A 25,992-nucleotide genomic window follows, 5' to 3' on the forward strand; every position below is an offset into this window, starting at 1 on the left:
GCTTCTATAGTCAAAATCTATCCTGATATAGACGAAATATATTATCTTTACACCTGTCTTTCATCGATACTGATTGCATCGAAAACATAGATTTTCAAAGGAGCTAAATATGAAAAGAAAACTACCTTTGTTAATTGCTGCAGTAACGCTTTTGAGTTGTGCATCGAACTCAAATGATAATATGAAACAGCAATTTGCAAGCGGTGAAGCCAAGCCGAATAACTTTTGGTGGCCTAGCCGAATCGATTTAACACCACTTAGGCAGCACTCTCTCGAGTCAAGTCCATTAGGTCCTAAGTTTAATTATGCAAAAGAATTTAAATCACTAAATCTTTCAGCAGTTAAAAAAGACATCAGAAAAACATTAACAACATCCCAAGATTGGTGGCCAGCAGATTACGGTCACTATGGGCCATTTTTTATTCGTATGGCATGGCACAGTGTTGGAACATATAGATCTCATGATGGTCGCGGAGGCGGCGGTGGTGGTCAACAACGTTTTGAACCACTTAATAGTTGGCCAGATAACGTTTCACTAGACAAGGCCAGGAGATTACTTTGGCCAGTTAAAAAGAAATATGGAAATAAAATTTCATGGGCAGACTTAATGGTTCTTGCTGGTAACGTATCACTTGAAGATATGGGATTTAAAACAATCGGCTTTGCCGGTGGCCGAACAGACGATTGGGAAGCTGATCTTGTTTACTGGGGACCAGAGACTCAGTGGCTTGCTGGTGACAAAAGATATAAAGGTGAGCGCGATCTTGAAAGACCACTTGCCGCAGTACAGATGGGACTAATTTATGTAAACCCTGAAGGGCCAAACGGAAATCCTGATCCATTACTTGCTGCAAAAGATATTCGTGAAACATTTGGAAGAATGGGAATGGATGATGAAGAAACAGTTGCTCTTATCGCTGGTGGACACACTTTTGGTAAGGCACACGGTGCTCATAAACCAGATGACTGCTTAGAAAAAGATCCTGCCGGAGCACCAATTGAAAATCAAGGTTTTGGTTGGAAGAACAAGTGTGGAAAGGGTCACTCAGAAGACACAATTACTTCTGGTCTTGAAGGTGCTTGGAATGCAACACCTACTCAATGGACAACTGGTTACTTAGATAATCTATGGGCATTTGAGTGGAAGCTTACGAAATCTCCAGCGGGTGCACATCAGTGGATTCCAACTGATGAAGGCGCAGCTGATATGGTTCCAGATGCTCACATAAAAGATAAGCGTCACGCACCAATCATGTTCACAACAGATATTGCACTTAAAGAAGATCCTGCATATGCAAAAATCTCTAAGAGCTTTTTAGATGATCCAAAGAAATTTGAATACGCATTTGCTAAAGCATGGTTCAAACTTACTCACCGTGATATGGGGCCACAAGCTCGCTATATTGGTAAGGAAGTTCCAAAAACTTCTTTTAAATGGCAAGATCCAACTCCGAAAGGAAAGAAGATCTCTAATGCAACAGCATCTGCAGTTAAGTCTGATATCTTAAAATCGGGTCTGTCTGTATCAGATCTTGTTAGAACTGCATGGGCCTCAGCTTCTACTTATCGTGGAACTGATATGCGTGGTGGTGCAAATGGTGCACGAATTCGTCTGGCCCCACAAAAAGATTGGGCAATTAATAAGGCCTCAAACGTTGATGCAGTGATTGCTAAGCTTTCAAAAATTAGTAAAAGACATGGAGTTTCTTTAGCTGACACAATTGTTCTTGGGGGAGCTGCTGCAATCGAGAAGGCATCTGGTAACAAAGTTAAGGTTCCATTCTCTTCAGGGAGAGGGGACGCAACTCAGAGACAAACAGATGTAACATCTTTTGCTTTCTTAGAGCCAAAAGCAGATGCTTTCCGTAACTACTACACAGAAGAGTCTGGAAGAACTCCTATATATATGCTTATTGATAAAGCAAATATGTTAGGTCTAACAGTTCCTGAAATGACAGTTCTTATCGGTGGGATGCGCGCTCTTGATGCAAACGCAGATGGATCTAAAAATGGTGTATTCACAAGTCGTCCTGGAAAACTTACAAATGACTTCTTTGTAAATCTTCTAACGATGGACAATAAGTGGGTTAAATCAAGTACTCCTGGACTATACAATGGTGTGGACAGAAAGTCTGGAAAGGTTAAGTACACTGCGACTCCTGTTGACTTAGTCTTTGGTTCCCATGCTGAGCTAAGAGCTGTCGCTGAAGTTTACGCTGCTAACGATGGTCAAAAGAAATTTATGCAAGACTTCGTTAAGGCTTGGACTAAAGTAATGCAAGCAGATCGTTTTGATTTAAAATACTAATTAGTAATATGCCTGGCCGAGCTTTCTCGGTCAGGTTCTTATGATTCCACTCTGGAATAGTAAAAATACCGATTATATATTGTTCAGAAAATCTCTCTCAAAGTAATGTTAAGCATGGAGAGTCGTCATGTTAGAAACATCATTTGGTCATTTAGTTAAGTTAGATATTAGTCAAGTAAGTGAAGTGAACTTCCTTTCTTTTTCAAAGAGGGGCCGTGCTCATAAGCATCCGCAAAAAGAAGTTGTTTATATTACATCAGGAAGTGGAGCGATTCATATTGAGGGTGAAATTACTAAAGTAAGTAAAGGAGACCTCATCACTATTGATAGAATGAAGTCTCACTATATGGTACCGACAGAAAATGAAGTTTTGGAGTTGATGCTATTTTATAGCTAGAGCCCGTAATACTTACTCATCCAGTAGATTAAAGTGATATCGTAGCCAGGGTTCTCGTCTCTAGCAGCACCTCTTTTTTCATAGCCTACAGTGTATGGTTCTCTTTGCCACATGAATGATCCACCAGGATGGCGATGCCTGATATCAAGTGGGTCTGCGGAAATAGACATGAAACCTTTTCCACCATACTCAGGGTATTGCACAAGTTCAATGTCTTCTAGTGGTGGTTTTACAACACTTACATTTCTTGGAGAGCGTTCTAAGAAGCGTACAAGATTTTCTTGAATTCGTGTGATCTTCTCTTGCGAAACCGCATCAGGATTAAAAGAGTATTCAATTAAATTAAAGAAAGAGTTGTCGTGATTTCCTGTGCTGTACTTAATAACGTTATAGCTTCTAAGCATATCTGCACGGCGCTCTTGGTTCTTTTCAAGTCTAAAGTAATTGTAGAAGTGCATATTAAGTAAGTTGAATTTATAATACTTATTAACATTATCTTTTGCTGTAATATTATGAAAAATATAAGCAGTCTTACTTAATTCAGACATGCGGTTAAGTTCTTGTGTGTATTGTCCAGGAAACATATGTTGTCCAATCAATAACATATTAAGTTGCTGCTCAGGACTTCCGAACCAGACAGTTGGAGCAATTACTTTTGCAGGAGTGATGCTGATTTCACGGTCTTCAGAAATTGTCCAATTATTACGAATAAGATAATCAAGCATCATGCGATAATATGAAGCAGCTTTTGTCTTAATCTCTTCGTCTTCAATAAGATCATAGACGATCGTAAGTCCAAAAATAATTCCTGTGTATTGATCTCTTGTAATACCTTTCTTCTCGTGATGGTTTACCCATTTTTCACCTTTGTAATCGACGATTTCATAATCTAGAGGGTCTCTATTGGCCATCAAAGCACGACCGGCCATGCTGTTAAGGGGTTGTGCAGATCTTGAAAGTAAACCAGTAAACCCATTTACTCCTAATAGATTTCCAATACCATCAAGATTGATTCTAATATTATTTAAGGCTTTTTCATTTTGAGAAACACTATAGCGAAAAGCTTGAGATGCAAGATAGGCACCATTCCAAATCGCAGCATCTGAAAAAGTTCCAAAACCAACGACATTTCCTTTTGTTCCAATACCATTTGGCCCATAAGAATCAAACCAAGAAATATAATCATTTTGATCATAAATTAAATTGAGAACAGTACCATTAATTAAATGTTTTTCTGCTATTTTGTCTTCGATATTTTCAATTGTGTCCTCTAGGTCTGAAAAGCTATAAAGTGGAGGAGTTTTTAGGCGTTCAGGAGTAGCTTGTCTAAAACGCTCATTTAGTACGAATACTGTTTTTAATTGTTCACTACCTTGCGCCAATAATTTATCAAAGGATTTGTTGATTTTCTTTTTTAGAACTTTTTTTGTCGCAACAAGTACACCGTTTAGAAGTACATTTGAAGCTTTAAGGTCAAGTTTTAATTTCTTGTCGATAGTATCAATTGACTTAACTCTGATAACACTATTTTCATCTCTGTCATAATTGATAACGTATTTAAACTTTAGCTCTTTGATATTTAGCTTAATAAGCTTTGTCATGCGAAACCATTTTGTTTTGTATCTTAAACGAGCTCTTAGCTTTAATTTCCATTTATTAGAATCTGGAATACCAACAACAATTTTATTATCCGTAATTTCATAGAATTCTATTGGGAAGTCGAGAATATTTGTTTCAGCAATATTGGCACTCATAAGTTTTAAATTACTGCCAATTTCTTTGTTGTTAAAATTTTCTTTAACTTCTTTATTAATATTAAAAATAATGTCTTCTTTGAATCCATTGAATAATGATTTTAATTCATTATTTAGAGTGCTTTCGTGAGAAAAAGCGAATGAATAACTTTGCGCTAAGATGGCAAGGAATAAAACGTACTTCATACTACTATCCTATGTATTACAAGTTTAATTTATCCCTAAGTCAATTTAGAAATACTATAGTGATTCAATTTATTATTTGCAAATATGATAGATGAATTTTTAGGATGATTCTGTCAAAAGTAAGAAACTTAAGAAAAATTAAGTGATCTGACCAGTTGCCTGGTCAGAATGACATCACTTTCTAGTATTTGATTAGTGTTTTTGTATCCATGATAAACTCACCATCACGATCTGGTGAGTAAACTCTGGCCTTGCCATGAGTATAAATTTCAAGAACAATATCGACTTCGTTGTACTTGTCGATAACTTTATCTTCTACGCAAATTTTTTCAAAACACTCAACTGATTTACCTAGTTCTGAATATGGAAATGAGTATGTACCTGGCCCATGAGTAAGCTCTACCTCAACCATATCTTTTGATTGATCAAAGCTTACAACGTATCCAGACCAACCAAAGACATCCATAACCTTATCATCTTGGCATAGTGATTTATAACATTCACCTGCAAAGATAGGCATAGTGAGCATTAAGGTAAAAATAATTTTTTTCATTTAAACTTCCTTGTTTTATTCTTTTGAAAATGTATCAACAAATTTTTTGATTTCATCAACATGCTCAAGAATGTATTTCGCTTTAGTTAAGCCGAAACTCATTACCGTACCATACTTCTCAAGTTCGTTGCCTTCTTCATCAACTTTATAAATTTTGAATATTTTATTTCCTTTAAACTCTTCTACACCAACATTATGTGGAGGTAAGTCATAGCTCATATTAATCCCTTTATAAAATGTAGTTAATTATTCTTATTCTAACATTTAATTGTAAATTCATTAAACTATAAAAATTTAATATCATAAGTGATTATCCGAAAAGTAAAATATTGAAAAAACCATTTAAACTAATTTGATAACCAAGTTTATCACTAAGATATTTAAATATACTTAATTAAATCTATACCAAGGATTTTTTATGGAAAATAAGATCAAAGAAATTGAAAAAGTTTTAGAATTAAAAAATACAAGCTTATCTTACATAAGTTTAAAGAATCTATGTGAAAAGTATGGCGTAAATATTGAAACGCTTCCTCATACAATTAAAATTCTTCTTGAGAATATTGCAAGAAGAGTAGATGGAAAAGATGTTAAGCTCACTGATGTTGAAGCTCTCGTTAAATGGGGCAGTGGCTATGATAAAAAAGCCTCTCTTGCTTTTATGCCTGCAAGAGTTCTTATGCAAGACTTTACTGGGGTTCCGGCCGTTGTCGATTTGGCCGCAATGAGAAGTGCAATGGCCAGAGCAGGGGGAGATCCTAAAAAAGTAAATCCATATGTTGGAGTTGATTTAGTTATTGATCACTCTGTCCAAGTTGATAATTTCGGGCATGCTGATTCATATGAAAAGAACTTGGAGCTTGAATATGAGAGAAATGCAGAACGCTATGCTCTTTTAAACTGGGCCCAACAGGCATTTCAAGATTTTCGAGTGGTTCCTCCTGGTATGGGGATTTGCCATCAGGTAAACCTTGAGCACCTTGGTCATGTTGTTCAGAGTAAGAATGGATGGGCGATCCCTGATACTCTAGTGGGGACAGACTCACATACTCCAATGATTAATGGATTGGGTGTACTTGGTTGGGGCGTTGGTGGAATTGAGGCAGAAGCGGCAATGCTTGGACAACCAATGTTCTTACCTGCACCAATTGTTATCGGTATTCGTACAAAAGGGACATTGCCAGCTGGAGCAACTGCTACTGATTTAGTACTAACTCTTACTGAAATGCTTCGTAAACACGGTGTTGTTGGGAAGTTTGTTGAATTTTTCGGAGATGGCCTAAGTAGTTTAAGTATTGCAGATCGAGCCACTCTTTCAAATATGTCACCAGAATTCGGTGCAACTGCAACTTTATTTCCAGTGGATCAAGTGACTCTCGATTACTTAGTTATGACAGGTCGAGGTGATAAAGTAGAGTTGGTTGAAAAGTACACAAAAGAACAAGGCCTATTTAGAAATGATGGAGATAGAGAGCCTCAGTTTACTGAAGTTTTAGACTTAGATTTAAGTAGTGTTGTACCAAGTCTTGCCGGCCCTAAACTACCTCAGCAGAGAGTTAATCTTAATGATGCTCGTAAATCATTTGATGATAATTTTAAAGTTAGAAAAAATGAGGGAAAAGTTATTAAACATGGTGATGTTGCAATTGCAGCGATAACTAGTTGTACAAATACTTCAAATCCATCAGTCATGCTTGCCGCAGGGCTTGTTGCAAAGAAGGCAGTTGAAGCAGGTCTTAGTACAAAACCTTGGGTTAAAACTTCTCTTGCTCCTGGTTCTCGTGTTGTTACAAATTATTTAAAAAAGGCAGGGTTACTTCCATATTTAGAGAAACTTGGATTTAACTTAGTAGGGTATGGTTGTACTACATGTATTGGAAACTCTGGGCCACTGCCTGAAGAAGTTTCAAAAGATATTAATGAGAATGAGCTTGCGGTAGTTTCTGTTTTATCAGGTAATCGAAACTTTGAAGGACGAGTTCATAGTCAAATTAAAGCAAGTTACCTGGCCTCACCACCTCTTTGTGTAGCCTATGCTCTGACAGGAACTTTCCTTTGTGACTTATCAACTGAAGCAATAGGGCAAAATAAAGATGGAAAAGATATTTTTCTAAAAGATATTTGGCCGACAGCAAGTGAAATTCAAGACTTGATCGCTTCTTCAGTAAGTTCAGAGCAATACGAGTATGAATACGGACGAATTTTTGCAGGTGATGATAAGTGGAAGAGTATGGCCGTACCAAAAGGTGATCTATTTGAATGGCAAACAAACTCGACATACGTTAGAGAGCCCGACTTCTTTGTAAATTTACCAAAAGATGTAGCACCTCTTAAGAATATCAATGAAGCAAGAGTCATGTGCTTACTTGGAGATTCTATAACGACAGACCATATCTCACCTGCCGGAACAATTGGAAAGGATTCTCCGGCCGGAAAGTATTTAATGGAGCAAGGTGTTTCACAAAAAGACTTTAATAGCTTTGGTTCACGCCGTGGTAATCACGAAGTAATGATTCGTGGAACTTTTGGAAATATTCGATTGAGAAATGATATGGCCCCAGGGACAGAAGGGCCATGGACAACACATCTACCAAGTCGTGAACAGATGAGTATTTATGATGCTTCTAAGCGCTATCAAGAAGATGATATTCCTTTAATTGTCATTGCAGGTAGTGCATATGGCTCGGGAAGTTCACGAGACTGGGCAGCAAAAGGAACGACATTACTTGGGATAAAGGCCGTCTTAGCTGAAAGTTATGAAAGAATCCACCGCAGTAATCTCGTTTGTATGGGAGTTCTACCGCTGCAGTTTAAAGAAGGTCAAAGTGCTAAAACTTTAAAGATTACTGGTCTAGAAACATTTACGATTAAAGGTATTGAAGAAGGTATCAGTCCACGTAAAGAACTAAGCATAGAAATGAAGCGTGATGATGGAAGTATTGAAGTGTTTGATGTTATTTTAAGAGTCGATGCACAAGCTGAAGTTGACTACTATACTCATGGTGGAATTTTACAAATGGTTCTTAGGGAAATGCAGAGTAAATGATTTTTTAGAAAAACTAATTTTTACTAATTTGACTTAACTTGCTCTGCTATTAGGTGTTTACGTCTATCACGCTGGCCGTTTTGATTCTCTATTTCCGTGTTGTTATTCAATTTATAATGAAGAAACTCACAACAACATAGGAAGGATAATATGACGAACAAAACAGGTGTTTTAACATTCGGAGTGATTAGCTACTTAGTAGGCTTTTCTGCGCTTGTCGGTTGGATTGGTAGTATGCTGGGGCTAATTCCTTTTCAGTATGGAATTGTAAACTATACAACAGACTCTGTGGGAAGTGCCTTTGCAATTGCCATCGGGCTTACTAGTTTATTTGCGATCCAGCATACAGTAATGGCAAGGCAGACTTTTAAAAGATTTATTAATCAATATATTCCAGCTGCGGCAGAGAGATCGCTCTATGTTCTGATGTCGGGTATAACACTTCATTGTGCTATTTTATTTTGGCCTAAAAATGGAGTTGTTCTGTGGAATATTGAAAACTCAATTGCCTCGACTCTCATTATGAGTATCGGTGTTGCTGGTTGGGCTTACCTTTTTGTTGCAAGCTTTGCTTTAAATCATTTTGAACTGTTTGGTCTTGAGCAAACTTATAACTATTATCAAGGCAAGCCGCTTCATCGTGTGCCTTTTCAAGAAAGTTGGATGTACAGTTTTGATCGCCACCCAATCATGACAGGTGCACTTATCGGTATGTGGTTTACTCCTCAAATGACAGTTGATCATCTTATGTTTAGCGGAATTTTCTCTGCCTATATTATCGCAGGCGTTTCAGTTGAAGAAAGGGATCTTGTTAGGCAATGGGGGACGCGATACATGGATTATCGAAGTCGTGTAAAAACAATTGTTCCTACTTTTGATATGATTGGGCCAAATGATATCAAGGCCAGTGAGTCTAAACAAAATAAACAAAATAAAGATGAAGATGAAACGAAAAAAGCAGCATAGTAAATAGTGAAGGAGTCTTTGACTCCTTCATGTTTATTGAAAAAACTTCATGAATACGAAAGCATTTGTGAATTTGGTCCTATTTGGTGATAATAAGAGCTATGCGCAGGAATCGTTTTCTCTATTCGACAATTATTTCGATAGGAATTCACGGACTATTGATATTTGGGGCAGCTTCATCTTCGAAGTTAGAGTCTCTTAACACGCATTTTTCTGCAAATAAGGCACAGGCAATTCAAGTTAGACGTTTAGTGAAGGTGAAGAAGATTAGCGAATCGCCTAAGAAGCCTGTCCAAAAAAAGGCCCGCTCTAAACAAGCACCAAAGGTAAAGTCGGCCAAAGTATTAGAGCAGACTCTAGAAGTAGCACCAGTAATTCAAAAAGTTACTGAGGCAGGTCAGGCCAATGAGAAGGCAAGGTATCTTAAAAGTATTAGAGACCAAATTCTTGCCCAAAAGCGTTACCCAAAAGTTGCTAAGATGTTAAAAAAACAAGGAATTGTTGATATCTACTTTGAGGTTTCTTATCCAAGTAATCTTTCAAATATTCAAATTCAAAAGGGCAGTGGTCACGCAATCCTTGATAAATCGGCCCTTGAGACAATAGAGGCCCTTGGTGACTTACCTGAGATGCCAGATTTTCTAAAGTCTGAAGTTCTTAAGGTCGCTATTCCAATTAAATATGAGTTATTGTAACAACAATAACGCACTGTAAAAACTAACTTCTTTACTAAAACCATTCCAAAAATCAGTTCAAATATGATAGTTTGCCTGCATGATAAAAAAGTTTGATGGCCAATACAATCTAGTCTTTCTTGGCCTTCTCACAAATTCAATAGTTCTTGCGCAAGACGTAAATCGTCTTGAGTCGATTTATATTACCGATGAAGTAGAGGTTTTTGAAAATACGCAAAACTCTGCCCTAGGACTACAAGAAGAAATTAATTCTGATCAGTTAGAGGATGAAGTTGCACAAAGTATTGATGACGTTCTAAAAAATACATCAGGTGCCACGACTAAAGGTGGCCCACGAGCAATTGGTGAGACTCCACAAGTGCGTGGCCTTGAAGCAAATAAGTTATTTGTAAACATCGACGGTGTAAAACAAACTTTTTATTTTTCTAATCATAATTACTCTCATCTTGCAGTTGATCCAGATAGCATTAAAAAAGTTGATATCTTCAAATCAAATACTGACTACTCTCAAGGAATCAGCCTCGGTGGTGGAATGTCTTTTACAACGAAAGACGGACGCGACTATTTAAAGGCCGGTGAGAATTCTGGAAGTATCATCAAGTACTCTTTTGAAGAAGCTTCTAATATGAATGCCCAGTCTTTGAAGACGTTTGGACTAATGGAGAAGAGCGACTATCTCTTAAGTGCTAGTTACAAAGATTCAAAAGACCTTAAGCTAAGTGATAAGACAACTCTTAAGAATTCAGCTTTTGAAAATTATAATATTTCTTCAAAGTTCACTTTTGATCTTGGAAAAGGTCAGAAATTAAAATTAAGTGGAGAGCTTTATAGTCTTGAGGATGAGTCACCATTAAATGCAACCCTTGATCCACCTAGTGACTTAACAACACTACATGGTAAGACGATCATTAAGCGTGAAACAATTGGATTAGATTACCAAAGAAAGTCTTCTGTCGGAAATATTTATTATTCTGAGCAGTTTAATACGCAAGAACGCGATAGTGATGGACGAAAAGAAGAGCGTAATATTGAAACGCTTGGAGCACGCCTAAAAGATCATATTGAATTTAGAGACAACCTAAAGCTTGTTATTGGGGCAGATGCAACAATTGATAAAGTAACAGGAAAAAGTTCAAAAGGTAGTGTCTCTGATTATCCTGATGGACAAATTACTGAAGCGGCAACATTCGCACAACTTAATTATAAAGCTAGTGGATTAACTGTTGCTCCGGGAATTCGCTTTAGTGATTACAAGCTTGAATCTAAAGATTCTAATTTTAAAGATGTAAAAGATAATAATCTTTCGTCAAAAATCTTAGTGAATTATGAGTACAATGGTTTTAATTTCTTTTCTAACTTTTCACAAGGTTTTAACTCGCCAGACGTTCAAGAAGTCTATGCAACAGGACTGCACCGCCCGGGAGATGGATTCTTTATTGCAGATAATTACTTTGTGACAAATTTAGATCTAAAACCTGAAACATCAAATACAGTCGAGTTTGGAACTGAATTTAAGAAACAACTTTTTTCTGATTTAGATCTTCTTACGTTTAGGGCAAGTGGGTATGTATCAAAGGCCCGAAATTATATCGATCAAGAAATTATCGACTATGCCATTTTTGATGGAAAAAATGGAACAACTCAATTTGTTAACCGAGATAAGGTGACTCTTTATGGACAAGAGTTTGATCTTAGATATCTTTACGATCAAATTGAGTTTGCCGCTAGTTATTCTCGAAGTGTCGGTTGGGATAACTCAAGGAATATGTGGCTTTCTAATATGCCAGCAAATACTTATACTTTTGGATTCAACTATCATCTTGATCAATATGGCATAAAGCTTGGTTATGATGCACTTATGGCCATGAGGCAAGATCGAGTGAATCCGGCATCACTTGAGAGAACAACGGCAACATCAGGTTATACACTTCACAATATCTTTGCTTCGAAAGAGTTTGTTTCAGGAGCTCTTGAAGGACTGAAGCTTACGACAAGACTTGATAACTTAACTGATAAATCATATCGTCGACACGGCTCATATATTAATGAAGTTGGACGAAATTTTAAAATGAGTATTCAATACAAAATAAAACATTTTTAATAAACGGAGTTTCAAATGAAAACAATTTTAGCCTTTTTAATGGTAACATCAGTATTTGCAACTATTCCACAGGGAACTTATCTACTTGATCGTATTGAGTGTACGACAGGTGAGACGCTTAAGCTTGGTGGTGCATTTATGAGATATAATGTGACTCTTAAGGTAGAAGAAGAAAAAGCTGAAATGACTGCAGTTGCAAAGAGTGCAAAGTGGGCACCGTACTTACTAAATTGTACTCAGGTTAATTCAGGTGACTTTAAATATGTTGGTCCAGGTCAGTATCAAGGTGGACTTGAAATGACTAAAGTTAAGTGTAACCTTGGTGTTTGGGAAGGTATTTTAAAGAAGCAACACTTTGGTGTTGAATCAAATGGATCAATCTTTGATTATGAATATAACGACGGAAAGCTTGTCCTAAGTGTAAAAGACACTTTCACAAATTATAAGACATGTCGTGAAGCCGGTGGCTCACCAATTTATCACTATAATAAACAGTAAGTTTTTTATAAAGGTTGTGTCATCTTAGATGGCACAACAAATTTATCAAAGTCATCAGCACTTAGAAGTCCTAACTCAATTGCTGATTCCTTAAGAGTCGTTCCCTTAATATGTGCATTCTTTGCGATCTTGGCAGCATTATCATAGCCTATATGCTGATTTAAAGCCGTCACAAGCATTAGAGAGTTACTTAGATGTTTCTCAATATTTTCATGGTTTGGCTCAATTCCAATAACACAATTTTTATTAAAAGAATCCATTGAATCCGCAAGTAGTGTGAGGGAGTGAAGGTAGTTGTGAATCATAACTGGTTTATAAACATTAAGCTCAAAATTTCCTTGAGATCCTGCAAGGCCAATTACGGTATCATTCCCTAGGACTTGTACACATACCATCGTAATGGCCTCACATTGTGTGGGGTTTACCTTTCCTGGCATGATTGATGAGCCTGGCTCGTTAGCTGGAATTGAAATTTCTCCAATCCCACAGCGCGGTCCACTGGCAAGCCACCTAATATCATTTGCAATTTTCAACAAGGCCGTTGCAAGTCTTCTCATGGCACCAGAACTTGCAACAAGTGCATCGTGTGCTGCAAGGGATGCAAATTTATTTGGGGCCGTCACAAAATTCTTTCCTGAGATTTCAGAGATTTTTTGCGCCACTAGTTTTGCATATTCTGGATGTGTATTAAGTCCCGTTCCAACTGCTGTTCCACCTAGAGCAAGCTCTCTTAAGTTTTCTACCGAATGGAGTATGTCTTTTTTCGCACCTTGAAGTTGTGCCGTGTAGCCGGAAAACTCTTGTCCAAGAGTAAGTGGAGTTGCATCCATTAAGTGTGTTCTTCCAATTTTTACGATGTCTTGAAAACTTTTAGATTTCTCTTCGAAAGTTGTGGTCAAGCGATCGAGTGATGGAATTAATCGGTCTTCAATTTGCTCAACAGCTGCAATATACATTGCTGTAGGGAAGGTATCATTTGATGACTGCGACTTGTTGACATCATCATTAGGGTGAATAGGTTTTTTAGATCCCATGATGCCACCACTTATTTCTATGGCGCGATTAGAGATAACTTCATTTGCGTTCATATTTGTCTGAGTACCAGAACCGGTTTGCCAAACAACAAGAGGGAAGTGCTCATCAAGTTTTCCTGCAATAACTTCATCAGCTGCCTGTGTAATGAGAGCAGCTTTCTCTTTTGAAAGTTTTCCAAGTTCTAGGTTAGCAAGAGCGGCACCTTTTTTAAGAATACCGAGTGCTCGTATCATCTCACGTGTAAAGTGATCTTTACCAATCTTAAAATTCTCTAATGAACGTTGAGTTTGTGCTCCCCAGTAGCGAGAAGACTCAACTTTTATTTCACCATTACTATCTGTCTCAATTCTAAATTCCATCACAATCCCTTCTGTTATTGTTAAGATTTTAGTACAGAAGCATGGCCGGCCATACCTTAAGAAAGGTTAAGTATGGAAAGCCTATGGCCCCTAAATCAAGTTCAACTTTCTTATTGAACGCTTTAATATCTTGGAGAGGTTCACTCTAGAATATAAACGCTCTTGCTTGAATCTCTCCATCTTTGAAGGTGAATTCAATTGATAGGTCATTTTGCTTAATTCTCATTTGACTAGTTGGACTCTCACAATATGTATCTAACCAAAAGTTCATTCTAAAAATTGACTTTGTCTCATTATAGTTTGGCCTTTGCCAGTGACCATTACTTAAATTAAACCCGTAAACTATTTCTTCATCTCCACAAGATAATTGCTTGTAGATATGATGATCTAAACGTTTAACTTTCCCATCGTAGCTATAACTTAAGTTTGAGCTGATATAACTTTTTGCATTTGAAAATAATCGTAGTGTAAGAGGAAGTTCATCTATCTTAATTTCATATGATTGCCAATTCGAATCCCATTGATTTCTTACCTTAGTACCTAGTTGATCTAGGTAGCTATGACTAATAATTCCAATCTGGTGTCCTAATTCGTGAATAAGAATACTAATCATGGCAGGAATGTCATTAGCTATAATTTCTGACTCTTCAAGATTAATAAAAATATGACTTTGCTGATTGAATCCCGTTTTAGCAATACGTGCCGTCATATCATCATTATTATGAAAGAATTCTCCTGCATATTCCTTACTAACAAAAATAAGAGGTCTTTTCATATAGATCTTATTAATAAATAACTGATTGATCTCTCTTAAAACTGCTTCTTCTAGGGCATCGATTTGGCACTCGTATTTATTTGAGAGGCAATTAAAGATTGCTCTTTGAAGGTTAAGATAGGCAAAGCTGAAGTTTTGTTCGATCAGTCCTGAGCCATTGCCAACAATATCACCAGAACCCAATGCATCCATGATCGGTTTTGATTCTTTATTAAAATTCTTCGTTAAGATATAACTCTGAGAAGGGGTTAGCCTTTCAAGTTCTTTTGAAAATATATAATTTGAAAATAGTATTACTGACAAAATTAAGTAACTTTTCATTATTTTTCCTAGTGCTTAACGACTTTCCCAGTATGGGAAAAAAATTGAGTATTTAATTGGTAGAGATTATCTGCTTCGTTTGTTGAAAATTTTTCATTAAAGTCTTTTATAAAATCGAAGATATATTTCTTTGCTGCAGTAACATCACTTTCTTTCACTTTCATTGTTACCGAAGTGATCTGACGCTCATCAACAGGTTGTTCTTGTATTGCTTCTAGCGCTCTGTTTATCATACCGTAGTGATGTCGCTTAATTGCTGAGCTGGGTACATCGTTGGTTGTAATAAGACCTTCCTTTAAAACAATCAAGCGCCCGTCATCGTTTCTACCAATTGTTTTTGTTTCAAGCATTGTCTCAATAGCGTACCTTATTTGATTAATAGCAACTTTCTTTCTGAGCTTAAGGTAGATCCACTCTTCTTCTTCAATAAAAGAAGGCATCGAAATAAGTTGTTTGATTGCTAGATAATACCAATCACTAATAGCATTGAACTCTTTTAAACTAAGTGCAGTTGCTTTATCTTTTGGATTAATCGCTGCAATTTTTTCTAAAATTTCTTTTGTTTCTTTATTTTTCTTTTGAGCTTTTTCTAGTTGAACAAGAAGCATAAAATATTGCTTCTCTTTCATATTCATTTGGAGATCTTCACAAAGAGCGTTGATCATTTCGAGGCTAGGGGGCCTTTGTCCCTTAATGACCATTGTTAATGAACTTGGTGATTTATAACCAAGTCGATTTGCCCATGTTTTAAGATTATTTGCTGTGTGAGAATAGAGGCCATCTGGCATCCCAGCCTTGATTAGGAAATCACAATAACTTTCAAAGTCGAAAATTGAAACTCTTGGATCTTCAATTTTTTGTGTTTCTTCCATCTTTGCCCTAATCAAAGAAAGGCCCTATAAAAGGGCCTTCTATAGTATTTAATTATTCACAAGCTTCAATTGTGTAATTTTTAGTAAATAGTTTTCTACCCAGTTTGTTATCGTGTCTTCTACCGTGAAGTGTTTTGTGTACATCGATGTCGTATGAAAGTGGGTGAGTATATGAATAAGTTTCATATTCTAGACAGATATCACGTCCATCTCTTCTTCCTTGGAGTTTCCATCTTACACATCTTTCTCTTTCTGTAACGATCTCTGCTCTTCCGTAGAAGCTAGTATATGCTGTACAGATACTATCTCTATCGCCACCACGGTGTTGCCATTCAACACATCTCTTAAGCATTTTCTTTGTTCTAATTGTGTCACCATCAATACAACCAAAGAATACTGAGATTGCTCCACCATTATCTAGGTTAAGTGCTGGTTCATTGAAAGTAACTTTCATAAAGTTATCCTTAATTGTTTCCCATGAATCATTTTCATTAGGCATACCAGCGAATACTGATGTCGTTACAAATAATGCGGCAATAAACGTGATTAGTTTTTTCATTTAATTCTCCCTATAGTTAGCTTGATTCAGTTGAATCATGTCTTTTGAGTCTAAACTAAAACTATGTAGCGGCAGAGATTTTGTAAATAAAATTTCACGATAAGGCAAACTATGTTTTCACAAGTTGTGAATCCTGGATTGCGATGAGAAGCCTGTCACCCTTAGTGTGAGCGACAAGCTCTTGAAATATTGTAGAAGTTAAAATGGTAAATTTTTATCTTTCTTTCTTCTCGGCCAGGATTCGATCAAGTCCTCTAAAAACTTCTTCACTGGCATCTTCCATTTGTTGAAAGCCGTCAGTAATAACATCGATATTATTCTTAACATCGTCTAGATAGTTAAAAATGACCTTGGTTCCTGAGTGAACGGCCGCATGATCGCCTTCAATGCAAGGAAAGCTTGATAGGCGAGAGAAGCTGGCCTTACCATCTCCTTCGTAATACCACTTTCCAAGACGACAGTTATGATGATCAACAAAGTTAAAGGCAGGCCTTTCTTCGATGACTGAAATATAAGTGTTTATTTTCCAAATAACGTGGTCAAGCTTTGCTAAGCTCATGAATACTTCATCATTAGTTGCTGAAATATCTGAGAGGGCATCTTTATTCTTAACAGTTGTTTGAGAAATACTTTCATCAAATTGATTAATTTTATCGTTGATGTGATTTGTTTTATTAAGAGACTCATTTGCTGAACTTTGCAGCTGCTTTGAGATCGAGATAAAAGAATCCGTTTTACTTCTAATATTTTCAAGGAGGTCAGTTGTTGATGTTGCAAGCTTTTGAACTTCTTCTGCAACAACAGTAAAGCCTTTTCCAACTTCTCCTGCACGAGCAGCTTCAACAGAAGCATTAAAAGAGAGTAGTTTTGATTGGAAGGCAATTGTTGAAATTCCTTCAATTGCTTCAAGGATATCTTTCACTCCTTCTTCAATATTAAGTGAAGATTTTGAAGTGTATTCCATATTATTCTTAAGGCTCGAGACGTCTTCAAGAATTTCTTTCGAGTCTGTTCTAATACTGTCAAATGAAGCATCTACTTCAGTCAACTTATCTAGTGCTTGGGTGCTATTTCCAACTGAGTCTGCTAAATTCTTTTGAATTTGCGAAAGCCCGTCTTTCAGTTTGTAATTTTCTGTTTCTAACAGTGCAATCTTTTGCAAAAGAAAGTCATTCTGACTTACAAGCTCTTGAACTTTCCCTTGGGTACTTGCTAACTTATTCGTAAGCTCAATATACTCTTGAGTCGGTTGTGTTTCTAGTTCTTCTTTTTTGAAATATGTCTTAAATTTTAGAATACCCATATTTTAATTATCGGAGTTATCTAGATAAATTTAATAGGATTTAGATGATTATTATCAGGAAAAGTGAAAAAAGGCGTGAAAATTCACGCCCTTATTAATTATAGTTTTGGTAAAGCTTTAGCTTCAAGAGAACCAAGGAAGGCCTTGATACTTTCTCTGTCTTCAGCAGAGATCTCTACACCTAATTGGTGCTTGGCCATAATAGTGATGGCCTCATCAAGAGTCTTTACGCTTCCATCGTGAAAATACGGAGCTGTCTTTGTGATATTTCTTAGAGTAGGTACCTTGAAGAAGAACTTATCATCTTCATTCTTAGTTACTTCAAAACGACCTTCATCTTTAGTCGGATACTCTTCAGCAAGTCCTAGTTTTTGGAACATTCCACCACCAACGTTGGCACCATCATGACATGTTGTACATCCAATCTCGTTAAACTTTTTTAAACCAACTTTTTCTTGGTAGCTAAGAGCTGAGTGATCTCCATTTAAGTACTCATCATAGCGACTTGGTGTTAATAGTGTTTTTTCAAAAGCACCAATTGCAACACCAACATTATTAAAGTTGAAAGCTTCTTTATTTCCAAATGCTCTTTCAAAAAGCTCGCGGTACTCTTGTGTATCGATTTTTTTCATCGCATCTGATGCTTGTGCAAGACCATGCTCAACTGGATTTAAAATAGGGCCAAGTGCCTGCTCTTCAACATCTTTCGCTCTACCATCCCAAAACTGTAGGAAGTTTAAAGCTGCATTATAAACAGTAGGAGAGTTACGTCCTCCAAGAGTTCCGTCGTGACCTGGTGATGTTGGTAGGTTATCAACACCAAATTGATCTAGCTTGTGGCATGAATTACAAGAGATGGTGTCATTAATTGATAACTTCTTTTCAAAGTAAAGTGTCTTACCTAGATGAATAAGATCCTTATTTGATTTTGTATCAATTAGAGAAGCTGGTAGTGGAGCTAGAACTCCATCGATTTCAGTAAGTAATCCTTTATCATCAAATTGTTTAACCTCTTGCTTGTTACAGCTTACAGCAAGTACGAACATACCTAAAAGCATACACTTTTTCATGTCTTCTCCCTCTTTAAAAATATAGCGTTATCTACTTATTATATAAGATTTATTAAAATCTAAAATAGGAATTATTTCTCATTTAGATATTTAAGAACCTTGTTTTCAAGAGGTGCTTTTGTTAGTCCTGTTCTGCGAGCAAGTTCTGTTGCTTCTTGTTTAGTCATTCCTTCATACTGGTAGAGGTGAGTTAGATACCAAGCTGCTGCACGATTTCCGCTTGAGCAGTGAATATAGATCTTTTTGTCTTTATTAGCATCGATAAGTTTTGATATTTGATAAAGTGAGTTAGCATCAATTTCGCTCTTCTTATTAAAGAATGGGATTCGATGGTATTGAAGATTTAGCATTTTTGCCGTTGCCTCTTCGTTATATCCTTTAAATTCATCTTCTCCTCTTAGGTTTATTACCATTTCATAACCATCTTTTTTGATTTTACTAAGAGTCATTTTCGTCGGTTGCGGAGCAATTGCTAGATTTCCAACAACCTTGGCCTCTTCATAATTCATTACAAGTGGCTCGCTTGTCGAATTATTAGAAGTTGAGCAAGCTGTTAAGAAAATTGCCGTAATGATTATTGCAAGAAGTGATGTGATTGATTTCATATATTATTCCTTTTTTTATTTATAATTCACTAATCATACCTCCAAATTATTAAATGATATTTGACCTACATCAAATAATTCTTCAAGATAGTGGAATAGGATGTTTTATATGCAAGAACTTATTCAATTTATACGACACAATATGGTTTTTATTATTATCTCTGCTTTTGTCTTGTGGCGAGTATATCGCTTTTTCAAGTCCAAAAAGGAGGTCGAAAAAATATTGAATTCTAATGATTATCAACTAGTCGATGTTCGTAGTGAAGGTGAGTTTCTCTCATTTTCAATTCCTAACTCAGTAAATATTCCAATTGATCGACTAGCCTCTGACTATGAAAAGCTTGATAAGAACAAGTCTGTCATTGTTTACTGCGCTTCAGGTGGAAGAAGTGCAATGGCCAAATTACACCTTCAAAGACTCGGCTTTAAGAATGTAGTCAATGCTGGTGGTGTACATGCATTATCCCGCATTCTACAGCGAAGATAATGGCCGAAAATCGATAATATTTACCCTAAAATACTATTGAAGTACCATATATTGGTACTATTGTGATAAGTATTTAAAATAGTTCTCGCTTGAACTACTTTCTCTTCATTAACTTAATAGCAAGGAGAATGAAATGAGAAATGACGTATTTGTTGCACTAAAAGAAGTAATGAAGGTTCGTAAGGTTAATTATAAGGATCTGGCGGCCCGAATTGATATGTCAGAGTCTGGCCTTAAGAAGCTTATGGCAAGTCAGGATTGTTCTATAAGTAAGTTAGATCAAATTTGTGATGTTATTAATATTGATCTAGGAGATCTCTTTGCCATTGCTCAGAATTCAAAAGAATCAACTTTAAAAATCAATGATAAACAAGAAGCTCTATTTTTAAAGAAACCAATTATCTATCACTTCTTTACTGAGCTGCTTTCTGTCGATGGCGATTGGAAGAAAATAGCTTCAAAACATCGACTCGATAAGAATGAATGTCTTTCAATGCTAAGAGATTTAGATAAGGTTAATCTTATTGAATTAGGAGAAAAGGATCGCGTAAAACTCCTGTTTAAATGGAGTGATATCAATATCTCTGCGAAGTTAGGTGCTCTAGTCAGCTTCAATATTGATCGTGCATTCTTCAAGTATGCTCAAGATCAATTTCAAATGGAACAAAAGACGTCACATGGTTCTAGGGGAAGTTTTTATCTAAAGAAGGAATCAGTATTGGACTATCTTAAGGCCCTGGATGATGTGCAATCGGAATTTGCTAAGAGGTCAAAGAGAGAAGAGCTGCTGTATGGTAAAGAGAATCTTGAAAATATTACTTTCATGACTTATATGGCCTCTGACTTTAGAGCAGCGGATTACGTATTCACTAAGTAAATAATTCATGATTAAAGTTAACTAATGTTATTTAATTTCAAGGTTGCTATATCTCAATAAGTTTATAGAAATCTTTGAGGAGTGAGTGTGAGTGGTTTTTTAAATACTATTGGCATAATTGCAATTATTTGCCTTGTTGTTCTGGGGATAGCTGTATTTTCTTCTTTTAAGTATTCAAAAGATGACGATGGTAAAGTTACACTTTCTCTTTTCTGGGGAGCAATTAAAGTTAATGAAAAAGAGCAAAAAGTGAATATCCTAGGGGACTTTATAGCGGTTGACGGTAAGGATGAAAAAGTTAAAGTTGCTGGTATTGTCGATGTTGATGGTAAAGATGAATTGGTAAATATTGATAATGGAAAGATACTTGTAGATGGAAAAGAGAGTGTTATAAAAGTAGAGAAGTCTCTCGTTGTTGAAGTAAAAGAAGATCATGTTATTATTCAAAATGATTTTAATTCTGATATTTTGAAAGTGATTACTTCTTTAAAGAAAAAAGATGATAAAAATTTAAAAGTCGAGGGGAGAGTTGTTGGTGAAGATGATCGCTATCTAATACTTGAGCCTAAGGATGCTTCAAAAATAAATATCAATGTAAAATTTGAGTCTTAATAAAAAAAAACGCCACTTACGTGGCGCCTTTCTTATATAGCATCTTTGAATCTTGAATCATCTGAACTTATTGAGTCAGAGTCAATCAGTTCCAAATTCTTTTTCTTAGGAAATGGCATTTTAATTACTGATGGAGTCACTTTTGACGCTGTCATAGTGCTTGCTCCAGTTTCATTTTCACCAAATACGATCATTTGAATATCTTGAACAATTCTTGAAAGATCGTTTGACTGTTCTTTCAGTTCTGCTGCTTTTGAAGATGATGTGTGGGCAACAGAAGTATTCTGTTGAGTAACCGCATCAAGTTGTTGAACAGCAGTTGTAATTTCGTTAACACCGGCAGATTGCTCTGTTGAAGAAGCTGCAATCTGTCTAACTGAACTATTTACTTCATTGAAGCTTTCTAGGATTTCACTTAGAACAGAGTCACAAGTTTTGATTTCAACTAAACTTTCATCTACTGACTTCTTACCATGCTCGATAATGCCAGACATTTTAGACTTAGAGCTTTCAACTGTACGGTGTACTTGCCCAATACTTCTATCTAGTAGTTCTGTAATTTCTTGGGCCGCTGTACCACTCATTGCTGCAAGAGCACCAACTTCTTCGGCTACGACAGCAAAACCTTTTCCATGTTCCCCAGCTCTGGCCGCTTCAACCGAAGCGTTGAAAGATAGAAGCTTTGTTTGGAACACGATATCGTTGATAACTTTTGTTTTTTCTGAAATTTCATCAATCACTTTAGTGATATTTTGAATTTCAACATTGTTTTCTTCAACACTCTTGATCAGAACTTCGTTATTCTTATGAATATCTTCGATTTTATGTTTTACGCTACTTACATATCTTTTACCTTCTTGAGCCTTTTCCTGACTTTTTTCTGATAGGTCTGAAGTTGTATTAGCATTCTCTGAGTTTCTATCAACCATTGCAGAGATCTCTGTAATTGAAGCCGAAGTCTCTTGTAAGCTGGCCGCTTGTTGCTCTGTTGCTGATGAAAGATCAGATGAACTTTGAGCTAAGGCATTGGCAGAGTTAAGTACATTGTGTGCTCCAATTTTTAACCCCTCAGCAAGCTTAACAAGGCTATTAGAAATTGTTTTAGCAAAAGTCAGGGCAAGTAGTAGAATTGCAATCCCTGAAATTGTAATTAAAGTCATGATAACTTTTCTTACAGTGTAGAGTGAAGATAAAGCTTCATCTTCATCCATTTCACTTAAGATATACCAGTTTAGACCATTTATGTTTAAAGGTTTATATGCACTAATTACATTTACATCTCTATAGTCTTTAAAGATTTCTGCACCAGACTTTCCTGCAATTGCATGATCTGCTCCAAGTGTATCAATCTTAGTTGCAAGCGCTGAAGTCTTCTTAGACTTCATATAATCGATAGCTTCTTTACTTAATCCAACTTCGTGCATTGTCTTAAAAAAGCTAGCTTCATCTTCTACTATTGTTCTAGAGATACTTCTCATAATCTTATCTTTACCGATTATATAAGTTTCTCCAGTATCACCTTGTCCTTGCTCTTTCCACTTTTCACCGCTTGTTAAGATTTGATTAATCTTTGCAACTGGAACTTGGAATACAAGTACTGCGCTAAGTTTGTTATTTTCAAAAATAGGTGCCGAAATAAATTGAGCAGGAGATTCATAACTTGGGTAATACTTTTTGATATCAGTAAAGAATACTTCATCTTTTGATGTCGCATTCATTGCTAAATTGTATGCTTCTGCTAATCCTGAGTCAGAGTAAGGACCAACTTTTAGATTTGTTGCGAAGTCAGCTTCTTTATATACTGAATAAACAACTTCACCCTTTCCCGCATCAATTAAGAAAATATCGTAGTAGCCAAACTTATTTAAGTAAGTACGAAATGCCTGGTGATATCTTTCGTGTGTTTTTGAATAGCTTGTTCCATCATTAAGAGAAATAAGTGCATCCTTTGAACCAAGAGGATTATTATTTGAACTGATGAAAGCATTTTGAAGAAGTAATTCATTCTTGCTCAGTTCTCTGATAATTTCACTAGTCTTATCAAACTCTTTTCCAATATTTGTTTTATTGTATTGTTGCCCAAACTCATTTGCATAAAAAGATGTTAATGAGGATTTTGCAGCATTAAAGTCTGTTCTCGTCTCTATTTCAAATGATTGAAATGAACTTTTGAACTTCCTAGCAGCATCAATCGTTGAAATATTTTGTGCCAATGCAGATGCCTGTCCGGCCATTGTTTTGTAAAGCTCTTCTAGCTGAAAACTTCTTCCCTCGCGGATCGAAACTAACATATTTTCTGCATTTTCATGTAGTGTCTTGTCGACATTACTTAAGACAACAAAAGTAATTGTTAATGAAGGGATGAGCCCGGCCAATAAGAAACCGAGAACTAGTTTTTTATTAAGGGAAAATTTACTTATACTCATTAACTATCCTTTTTCATTAGGCTAAAATAAAATTGTTAACTGAGTTATCGAAAACTTTCTAAATAACTTTATAGTAAATATTGTTATTTTTTTATAGATAAACTTTGTTGAACCCTGGGAGTCTTTTGATAACAGTTAGTTAAATATTTTTTGAATAAAATTGCTGATTTTAATTATAAAAAAACCCTAATTAAAAATTATTAAGATTGGCAATTATGTTACTCGTGATACGAGTTGGAGATAGAGGACAAGCTATGGAAGCTTTAAGTTATTTGAAGAGTGTGATGGATTCGTATCATGAGTTATCGAACGATTGTTGGGGAGAGCTTCAACAAGCATTGCGAATCAAGTCTTTTAAAAAGGGGACTGTTTTAGTCAACTTTGGCGATATTCCAACAAAGTTTTATTTTGTCTACAAGGGACTTGTAAGGGCCTATTCTATGGGACAAGATGAGGCGGCCAAGGAAGTTAATAAGAACTTCTTTGATGAAGGCAGGTTCCCATCTGCAGTCGTTGCTACACTTGATCGTACTCCTTCTGAGATTTGCATTGAAACACTTGAGGATTCTACTTTAGTTGAAATAGATCATACTAAGTACCGTGAACTACTTGAGAAGTATGAAGACCTAAAGTGGTATCACATAAAATATTTAGAAAAACACTGGGTAAAGGAAAAAGAGCCCGTTGAGATATCTTTATTGGATGGGGAAGCAAAGGAGCGCTATCTTTCCTTTATCGCAGAAAATCCTCTATTGGCGAAACGAGTCCCTCTCTATCATTTGGCTTCCAAGCTAGGCATTACACCAACCCAGTTGAGTCGAATCAGAAAAACAATTAATTGATTCTTCTCAACATATGTAAAGGAAATGTTACCTCTATTTTTATATATTAGGGGCATGACAAATTTAGCTTTAGTATTATTATCAATTCTTTCGGGATGTCTTATCCTTTTACAAAGTAGTCTTAATGGGCAACTTTCTAAGTATACGCATAATCCCTTCTTTTCATCGTTTGTGCTTTACTTCTTTAGTGCTGTTTTTATGATGTTCATATTTCTAAGTACACGTCTAAAAATACCTAGCCTAGAAGTTATAAAAGAGGTTCCTCTCTACCTTTGGGGAGCTGGAAGTATTCTGAGTATTGTGGGTCTAACTCTCGTTTATTGGTTAATGCCAATTTTAGGGGTTTCAAAAGTATTAAGTGGTATAATTACAGGACAAATTATTGCTGGAATGATTGTTTCTCATTTCGGTTTTTTTGACTTACCTGTAATTGAAATAAATCGTTACAAAATTCTTGGCGTAGCCTTCTTATTTATAGGTGTATATTTTATCAATTGGAGTGCAATTAATGAAACAGTTAAATAATGAAATTAAAGAGTTTCTTCTAAATAACACATTTAACAACATTGATATTTTAATCAGTGATAGAGAAATTTTAAAACTTGATGATGAGAGTTTAGAAAACAAACTTATTGTGAGAAAGCGTGGAGGTTATTGTTTTGAAAATAATCAATACTTCTACACAAAGTTAAAAAAGAATGGCCTTGAGGTGAAAAGAGTTTTAGGTCGTGTTGTTTACGGTGATACACCTGATGATAAGCCGAGATCTCATCAGGCTACAGTCATAACACATGATGGTAAGTTATACTTAGTGGATGTAGGATTTGGACCATATACACCTGGAGCAGTAATCCCTTTAACTGGTCAGGAAGTCGAGAGCTTCAATAAGCGAACTTATCGAGTTTCTAAAATTAATGATGTTGATTATCAATTAGAAATTAAAAAGGAGGATGGGTTCTTTTCTCTCTATCAATTTAACCTTGCTAATTATAACGATGCTGATTTTAAGGTCGCAAATTACTATACAAATACTCATGATGATTCAAAATTTACGACATCTCTCATCTTGTCTCAACAAATCGAAAATGGAACAAGATTTATCAATAATCTTATCTATTCTGAAATCTATGAAAATGAACGTAAAAGTATTGATATAAACTCAGCAGAGGAGTTATATAAGCTAATTAGTGATTCATTTAACGTTAATATTACAAAAGAAGAATGCTCTTATCTATTCGATATTGTGAGTAATTTTTAATAAGCTAGTATGCCTAAATTGTTTAGGTTGACGGGAAGCTTATAAAAAGAGACTAATGACTTAATAAATATAATAAAAGAGAAATAA

Annotated in this window: 24 protein-coding genes; 13 read left to right on the top strand and 11 right to left on the bottom strand. The window is 35.9% G+C overall.

What is annotated here, in order from left to right; translation table 11 throughout:
• The first annotated feature begins 181 nt into the window (after window positions 1-181).
• Window positions 182-2,308 carry a catalase/peroxidase HPI gene (gene katG / locus C0Z22_RS08595; protein ID WP_368667184.1) on the top strand — a complete coding sequence of 709 codons (2,127 nt, stop codon included), beginning with the start codon at window positions 182-184 and terminating at the stop codon, window positions 2,306-2,308.
• Between the two features lie 127 nt (window positions 2,309-2,435).
• Window positions 2,436-2,705 carry a cupin domain-containing protein gene (locus tag C0Z22_RS08600; RefSeq protein ID WP_103217952.1) on the top strand — a complete coding sequence of 90 codons (270 nt, stop codon included), beginning with the start codon at window positions 2,436-2,438 and terminating at the stop codon, window positions 2,703-2,705.
• On the opposite strand, the gene C0Z22_RS08605 is transcribed toward C0Z22_RS08600, so the two are convergent.
• The 3 genes from C0Z22_RS08605 to C0Z22_RS08615 form a co-directional block, all read right to left on the bottom strand.
• Entirely contained in the window at window positions 2,702-4,645 is a 1,944-nt protein-coding gene (locus C0Z22_RS08605; RefSeq protein ID WP_103217953.1) for a hypothetical protein, read from the bottom strand. The two genes, C0Z22_RS08600 and C0Z22_RS08605, sit on opposite strands and share 4 nt — an antisense overlap.
• Window positions 4,646-4,826: 181 nt before the next feature.
• Window positions 4,827-5,198 (bottom strand): hypothetical protein, encoded by a 372-nt coding sequence (locus tag C0Z22_RS08610; protein WP_103217954.1) that lies wholly within the window; start codon window positions 5,196-5,198, stop codon window positions 4,827-4,829.
• Window positions 5,199-5,213: 15 nt separating this feature from the next.
• Window positions 5,214-5,417, bottom strand: a complete 204-nt coding sequence (locus tag C0Z22_RS08615; protein WP_103217955.1) for a hypothetical protein — start codon at window positions 5,415-5,417, stop codon at window positions 5,214-5,216.
• Between the two features lie 199 nt (window positions 5,418-5,616).
• Here C0Z22_RS08615 and acnA point away from each other — a divergent pair, with 199 nt between their 5' ends.
• The 5 genes from acnA (at window position 5,617) to C0Z22_RS08640 (ending at window position 12,504) form a co-directional block, all read left to right on the top strand.
• Window positions 5,617-8,244 carry an aconitate hydratase AcnA gene (gene acnA, locus C0Z22_RS08620; RefSeq protein ID WP_103217956.1) on the top strand — a complete coding sequence of 876 codons (2,628 nt, stop codon included), beginning with the start codon at window positions 5,617-5,619 and terminating at the stop codon, window positions 8,242-8,244.
• 150 nt (window positions 8,245-8,394) lie between these two features.
• Window positions 8,395-9,210 (top strand): isoprenylcysteine carboxylmethyltransferase family protein, encoded by an 816-nt coding sequence (locus C0Z22_RS08625; RefSeq protein WP_103217957.1) that lies wholly within the window; start codon window positions 8,395-8,397, stop codon window positions 9,208-9,210.
• A gap of 101 nt (window positions 9,211-9,311) precedes the next feature.
• Entirely contained in the window at window positions 9,312-9,905 is a 594-nt protein-coding gene (locus tag C0Z22_RS08630) for an energy transducer TonB (protein ID WP_103217958.1), read from the top strand.
• A 79-nt stretch (window positions 9,906-9,984) separates the two neighbouring features.
• A complete protein-coding gene (locus C0Z22_RS08635) occupies window positions 9,985-12,006 on the top strand; it encodes a TonB-dependent receptor domain-containing protein (RefSeq protein ID WP_103217959.1) in 2,022 nt (673 codons plus the stop codon).
• Window positions 12,007-12,021: 15 nt separating this feature from the next.
• A complete protein-coding gene (locus C0Z22_RS08640) occupies window positions 12,022-12,504 on the top strand; it encodes a hypothetical protein (RefSeq protein WP_103217960.1) in 483 nt (160 codons plus the stop codon).
• Window positions 12,505-12,509: 5 nt separating this feature from the next.
• Here the strand turns inward: C0Z22_RS08640 and fumC are convergent, their stop codons facing one another.
• From fumC to C0Z22_RS08675, 7 genes are all read right to left on the bottom strand, one after another.
• Window positions 12,510-13,898, bottom strand: a complete 1,389-nt coding sequence (gene fumC / locus C0Z22_RS08645; RefSeq protein ID WP_103217961.1) for a class II fumarate hydratase — start codon at window positions 13,896-13,898, stop codon at window positions 12,510-12,512.
• Between the two features lie 145 nt (window positions 13,899-14,043).
• The gene (locus C0Z22_RS08650; RefSeq protein ID WP_103217962.1) at window positions 14,044-14,994 is read right to left on the bottom strand and encodes a hypothetical protein; all 951 of its coding nucleotides are present in this window, start codon (window positions 14,992-14,994) and stop codon (window positions 14,044-14,046) included.
• A gap of 8 nt (window positions 14,995-15,002) precedes the next feature.
• Window positions 15,003-15,866: a DUF4423 domain-containing protein gene (locus tag C0Z22_RS08655; protein WP_103217963.1), complete on the bottom strand. Its 864-nt coding sequence runs from the start codon at window positions 15,864-15,866 to the stop codon at window positions 15,003-15,005.
• Window positions 15,867-15,918: 52 nt separating this feature from the next.
• Complete coding sequence (locus C0Z22_RS08660; RefSeq protein ID WP_103217964.1) at window positions 15,919-16,425, bottom strand: hypothetical protein; 507 nt, start codon at window positions 16,423-16,425, stop codon at window positions 15,919-15,921.
• Between the two features lie 214 nt (window positions 16,426-16,639).
• Window positions 16,640-17,728: a methyl-accepting chemotaxis protein gene (locus C0Z22_RS08665; RefSeq protein ID WP_103217965.1), complete on the bottom strand. Its 1,089-nt coding sequence runs from the start codon at window positions 17,726-17,728 to the stop codon at window positions 16,640-16,642.
• 98 nt (window positions 17,729-17,826) lie between these two features.
• The gene (locus C0Z22_RS08670; protein WP_103217966.1) at window positions 17,827-18,798 is read right to left on the bottom strand and encodes a cytochrome c peroxidase; all 972 of its coding nucleotides are present in this window, start codon (window positions 18,796-18,798) and stop codon (window positions 17,827-17,829) included.
• Between the two features lie 71 nt (window positions 18,799-18,869).
• Window positions 18,870-19,403: a beta-lactamase hydrolase domain-containing protein gene (locus C0Z22_RS08675; protein ID WP_103217967.1), complete on the bottom strand. Its 534-nt coding sequence runs from the start codon at window positions 19,401-19,403 to the stop codon at window positions 18,870-18,872.
• Window positions 19,404-19,545: 142 nt separating this feature from the next.
• On the opposite strand from C0Z22_RS08675, the gene C0Z22_RS08680 reads away from it, so the two are divergent.
• From C0Z22_RS08680 to C0Z22_RS08690, 3 genes are all read left to right on the top strand, one after another.
• Window positions 19,546-19,890, top strand: a complete 345-nt coding sequence (locus C0Z22_RS08680; RefSeq protein WP_255407616.1) for a rhodanese-like domain-containing protein — start codon at window positions 19,546-19,548, stop codon at window positions 19,888-19,890.
• Between the two features lie 133 nt (window positions 19,891-20,023).
• Window positions 20,024-20,767, top strand: a complete 744-nt coding sequence (locus C0Z22_RS08685; RefSeq protein ID WP_103217969.1) for a helix-turn-helix transcriptional regulator — start codon at window positions 20,024-20,026, stop codon at window positions 20,765-20,767.
• An 87-nt stretch (window positions 20,768-20,854) separates the two neighbouring features.
• Complete coding sequence (locus tag C0Z22_RS08690) at window positions 20,855-21,379, top strand: hypothetical protein (RefSeq protein WP_103217970.1); 525 nt, start codon at window positions 20,855-20,857, stop codon at window positions 21,377-21,379.
• Between the two features lie 32 nt (window positions 21,380-21,411).
• Here C0Z22_RS08690 and C0Z22_RS08695 read toward each other — a convergent pair whose 3' ends face one another.
• Window positions 21,412-23,805, bottom strand: coding sequence for a methyl-accepting chemotaxis protein (locus tag C0Z22_RS08695; protein ID WP_103217971.1), 2,394 nt, complete (start codon window positions 23,803-23,805; stop codon window positions 21,412-21,414).
• Between the two features lie 254 nt (window positions 23,806-24,059).
• Between C0Z22_RS08695 and C0Z22_RS08700 the strand changes: the two genes are divergently transcribed.
• Genes C0Z22_RS08700 through C0Z22_RS08710 form a run of 3 tightly spaced genes read left to right on the top strand, consistent with a single transcriptional unit; the run spans window position 24,060 to window position 25,905 of the window.
• Complete coding sequence (locus C0Z22_RS08700; RefSeq protein WP_158246865.1) at window positions 24,060-24,647, top strand: Crp/Fnr family transcriptional regulator; 588 nt, start codon at window positions 24,060-24,062, stop codon at window positions 24,645-24,647.
• A 54-nt stretch (window positions 24,648-24,701) separates the two neighbouring features.
• Window positions 24,702-25,172 (top strand): DMT family transporter, encoded by a 471-nt coding sequence (locus tag C0Z22_RS08705; RefSeq protein ID WP_158246866.1) that lies wholly within the window; start codon window positions 24,702-24,704, stop codon window positions 25,170-25,172.
• Window positions 25,156-25,905, top strand: a complete 750-nt coding sequence (locus tag C0Z22_RS08710) for an arylamine N-acetyltransferase (protein ID WP_103217974.1) — start codon at window positions 25,156-25,158, stop codon at window positions 25,903-25,905. Before C0Z22_RS08705 ends, C0Z22_RS08710 begins: the two co-directional genes overlap by 17 nt.
• The last annotated feature ends 87 nt before the right edge of the window (window positions 25,906-25,992 follow it).

Origin of the sequence: Halobacteriovorax sp. DA5 (genome assembly GCF_002903145.1) — a bacterium.
Classification (GTDB): domain Bacteria; phylum Bdellovibrionota; class Bacteriovoracia; order Bacteriovoracales; family Bacteriovoracaceae; genus Halobacteriovorax_A.

Bases quoted from the DNA above. Each gene is read 5' to 3' on its own strand.
- katG (WP_368667184.1), top strand. From the start codon at position 182: ATGAAACAGCAATTTGCAAGCGGTGAAGCCAAGCCGAATAACTTTTGG.
- C0Z22_RS08600 (WP_103217952.1), top strand. From the start codon at position 2,436: ATGTTAGAAACATCATTTGGTCATTTAGTTAAGTTAGATATTAGTCAA.
- C0Z22_RS08605 (WP_103217953.1), bottom strand. From the start codon at position 4,645: ATGAAGTACGTTTTATTCCTTGCCATCTTAGCGCAAAGTTATTCATTC.
- C0Z22_RS08610 (WP_103217954.1), bottom strand. From the start codon at position 5,198: ATGAAAAAAATTATTTTTACCTTAATGCTCACTATGCCTATCTTTGCA.
- C0Z22_RS08615 (WP_103217955.1), bottom strand. From the start codon at position 5,417: ATGAGCTATGACTTACCTCCACATAATGTTGGTGTAGAAGAGTTTAAA.
- acnA (WP_103217956.1), top strand. From the start codon at position 5,617: ATGGAAAATAAGATCAAAGAAATTGAAAAAGTTTTAGAATTAAAAAAT.
- C0Z22_RS08625 (WP_103217957.1), top strand. From the start codon at position 8,395: ATGACGAACAAAACAGGTGTTTTAACATTCGGAGTGATTAGCTACTTA.
- C0Z22_RS08630 (WP_103217958.1), top strand. From the start codon at position 9,312: ATGCGCAGGAATCGTTTTCTCTATTCGACAATTATTTCGATAGGAATT.
- C0Z22_RS08635 (WP_103217959.1), top strand. From the start codon at position 9,985: ATGATAAAAAAGTTTGATGGCCAATACAATCTAGTCTTTCTTGGCCTT.
- C0Z22_RS08640 (WP_103217960.1), top strand. From the start codon at position 12,022: ATGAAAACAATTTTAGCCTTTTTAATGGTAACATCAGTATTTGCAACT.
- fumC (WP_103217961.1), bottom strand. From the start codon at position 13,898: ATGGAATTTAGAATTGAGACAGATAGTAATGGTGAAATAAAAGTTGAG.
- C0Z22_RS08650 (WP_103217962.1), bottom strand. From the start codon at position 14,994: ATGAAAAGTTACTTAATTTTGTCAGTAATACTATTTTCAAATTATATA.
- C0Z22_RS08655 (WP_103217963.1), bottom strand. From the start codon at position 15,866: ATGGAAGAAACACAAAAAATTGAAGATCCAAGAGTTTCAATTTTCGAC.
- C0Z22_RS08660 (WP_103217964.1), bottom strand. From the start codon at position 16,425: ATGAAAAAACTAATCACGTTTATTGCCGCATTATTTGTAACGACATCA.
- C0Z22_RS08665 (WP_103217965.1), bottom strand. From the start codon at position 17,728: ATGGGTATTCTAAAATTTAAGACATATTTCAAAAAAGAAGAACTAGAA.
- C0Z22_RS08670 (WP_103217966.1), bottom strand. From the start codon at position 18,798: ATGAAAAAGTGTATGCTTTTAGGTATGTTCGTACTTGCTGTAAGCTGT.
- C0Z22_RS08675 (WP_103217967.1), bottom strand. From the start codon at position 19,403: ATGAAATCAATCACATCACTTCTTGCAATAATCATTACGGCAATTTTC.
- C0Z22_RS08680 (WP_255407616.1), top strand. From the start codon at position 19,546: ATGGTTTTTATTATTATCTCTGCTTTTGTCTTGTGGCGAGTATATCGC.
- C0Z22_RS08685 (WP_103217969.1), top strand. From the start codon at position 20,024: ATGAGAAATGACGTATTTGTTGCACTAAAAGAAGTAATGAAGGTTCGT.
- C0Z22_RS08695 (WP_103217971.1), bottom strand. From the start codon at position 23,805: ATGAGTATAAGTAAATTTTCCCTTAATAAAAAACTAGTTCTCGGTTTC.
- C0Z22_RS08700 (WP_158246865.1), top strand. From the start codon at position 24,060: ATGGAAGCTTTAAGTTATTTGAAGAGTGTGATGGATTCGTATCATGAG.
- C0Z22_RS08705 (WP_158246866.1), top strand. From the start codon at position 24,702: ATGACAAATTTAGCTTTAGTATTATTATCAATTCTTTCGGGATGTCTT.
- C0Z22_RS08710 (WP_103217974.1), top strand. From the start codon at position 25,156: ATGAAACAGTTAAATAATGAAATTAAAGAGTTTCTTCTAAATAACACA.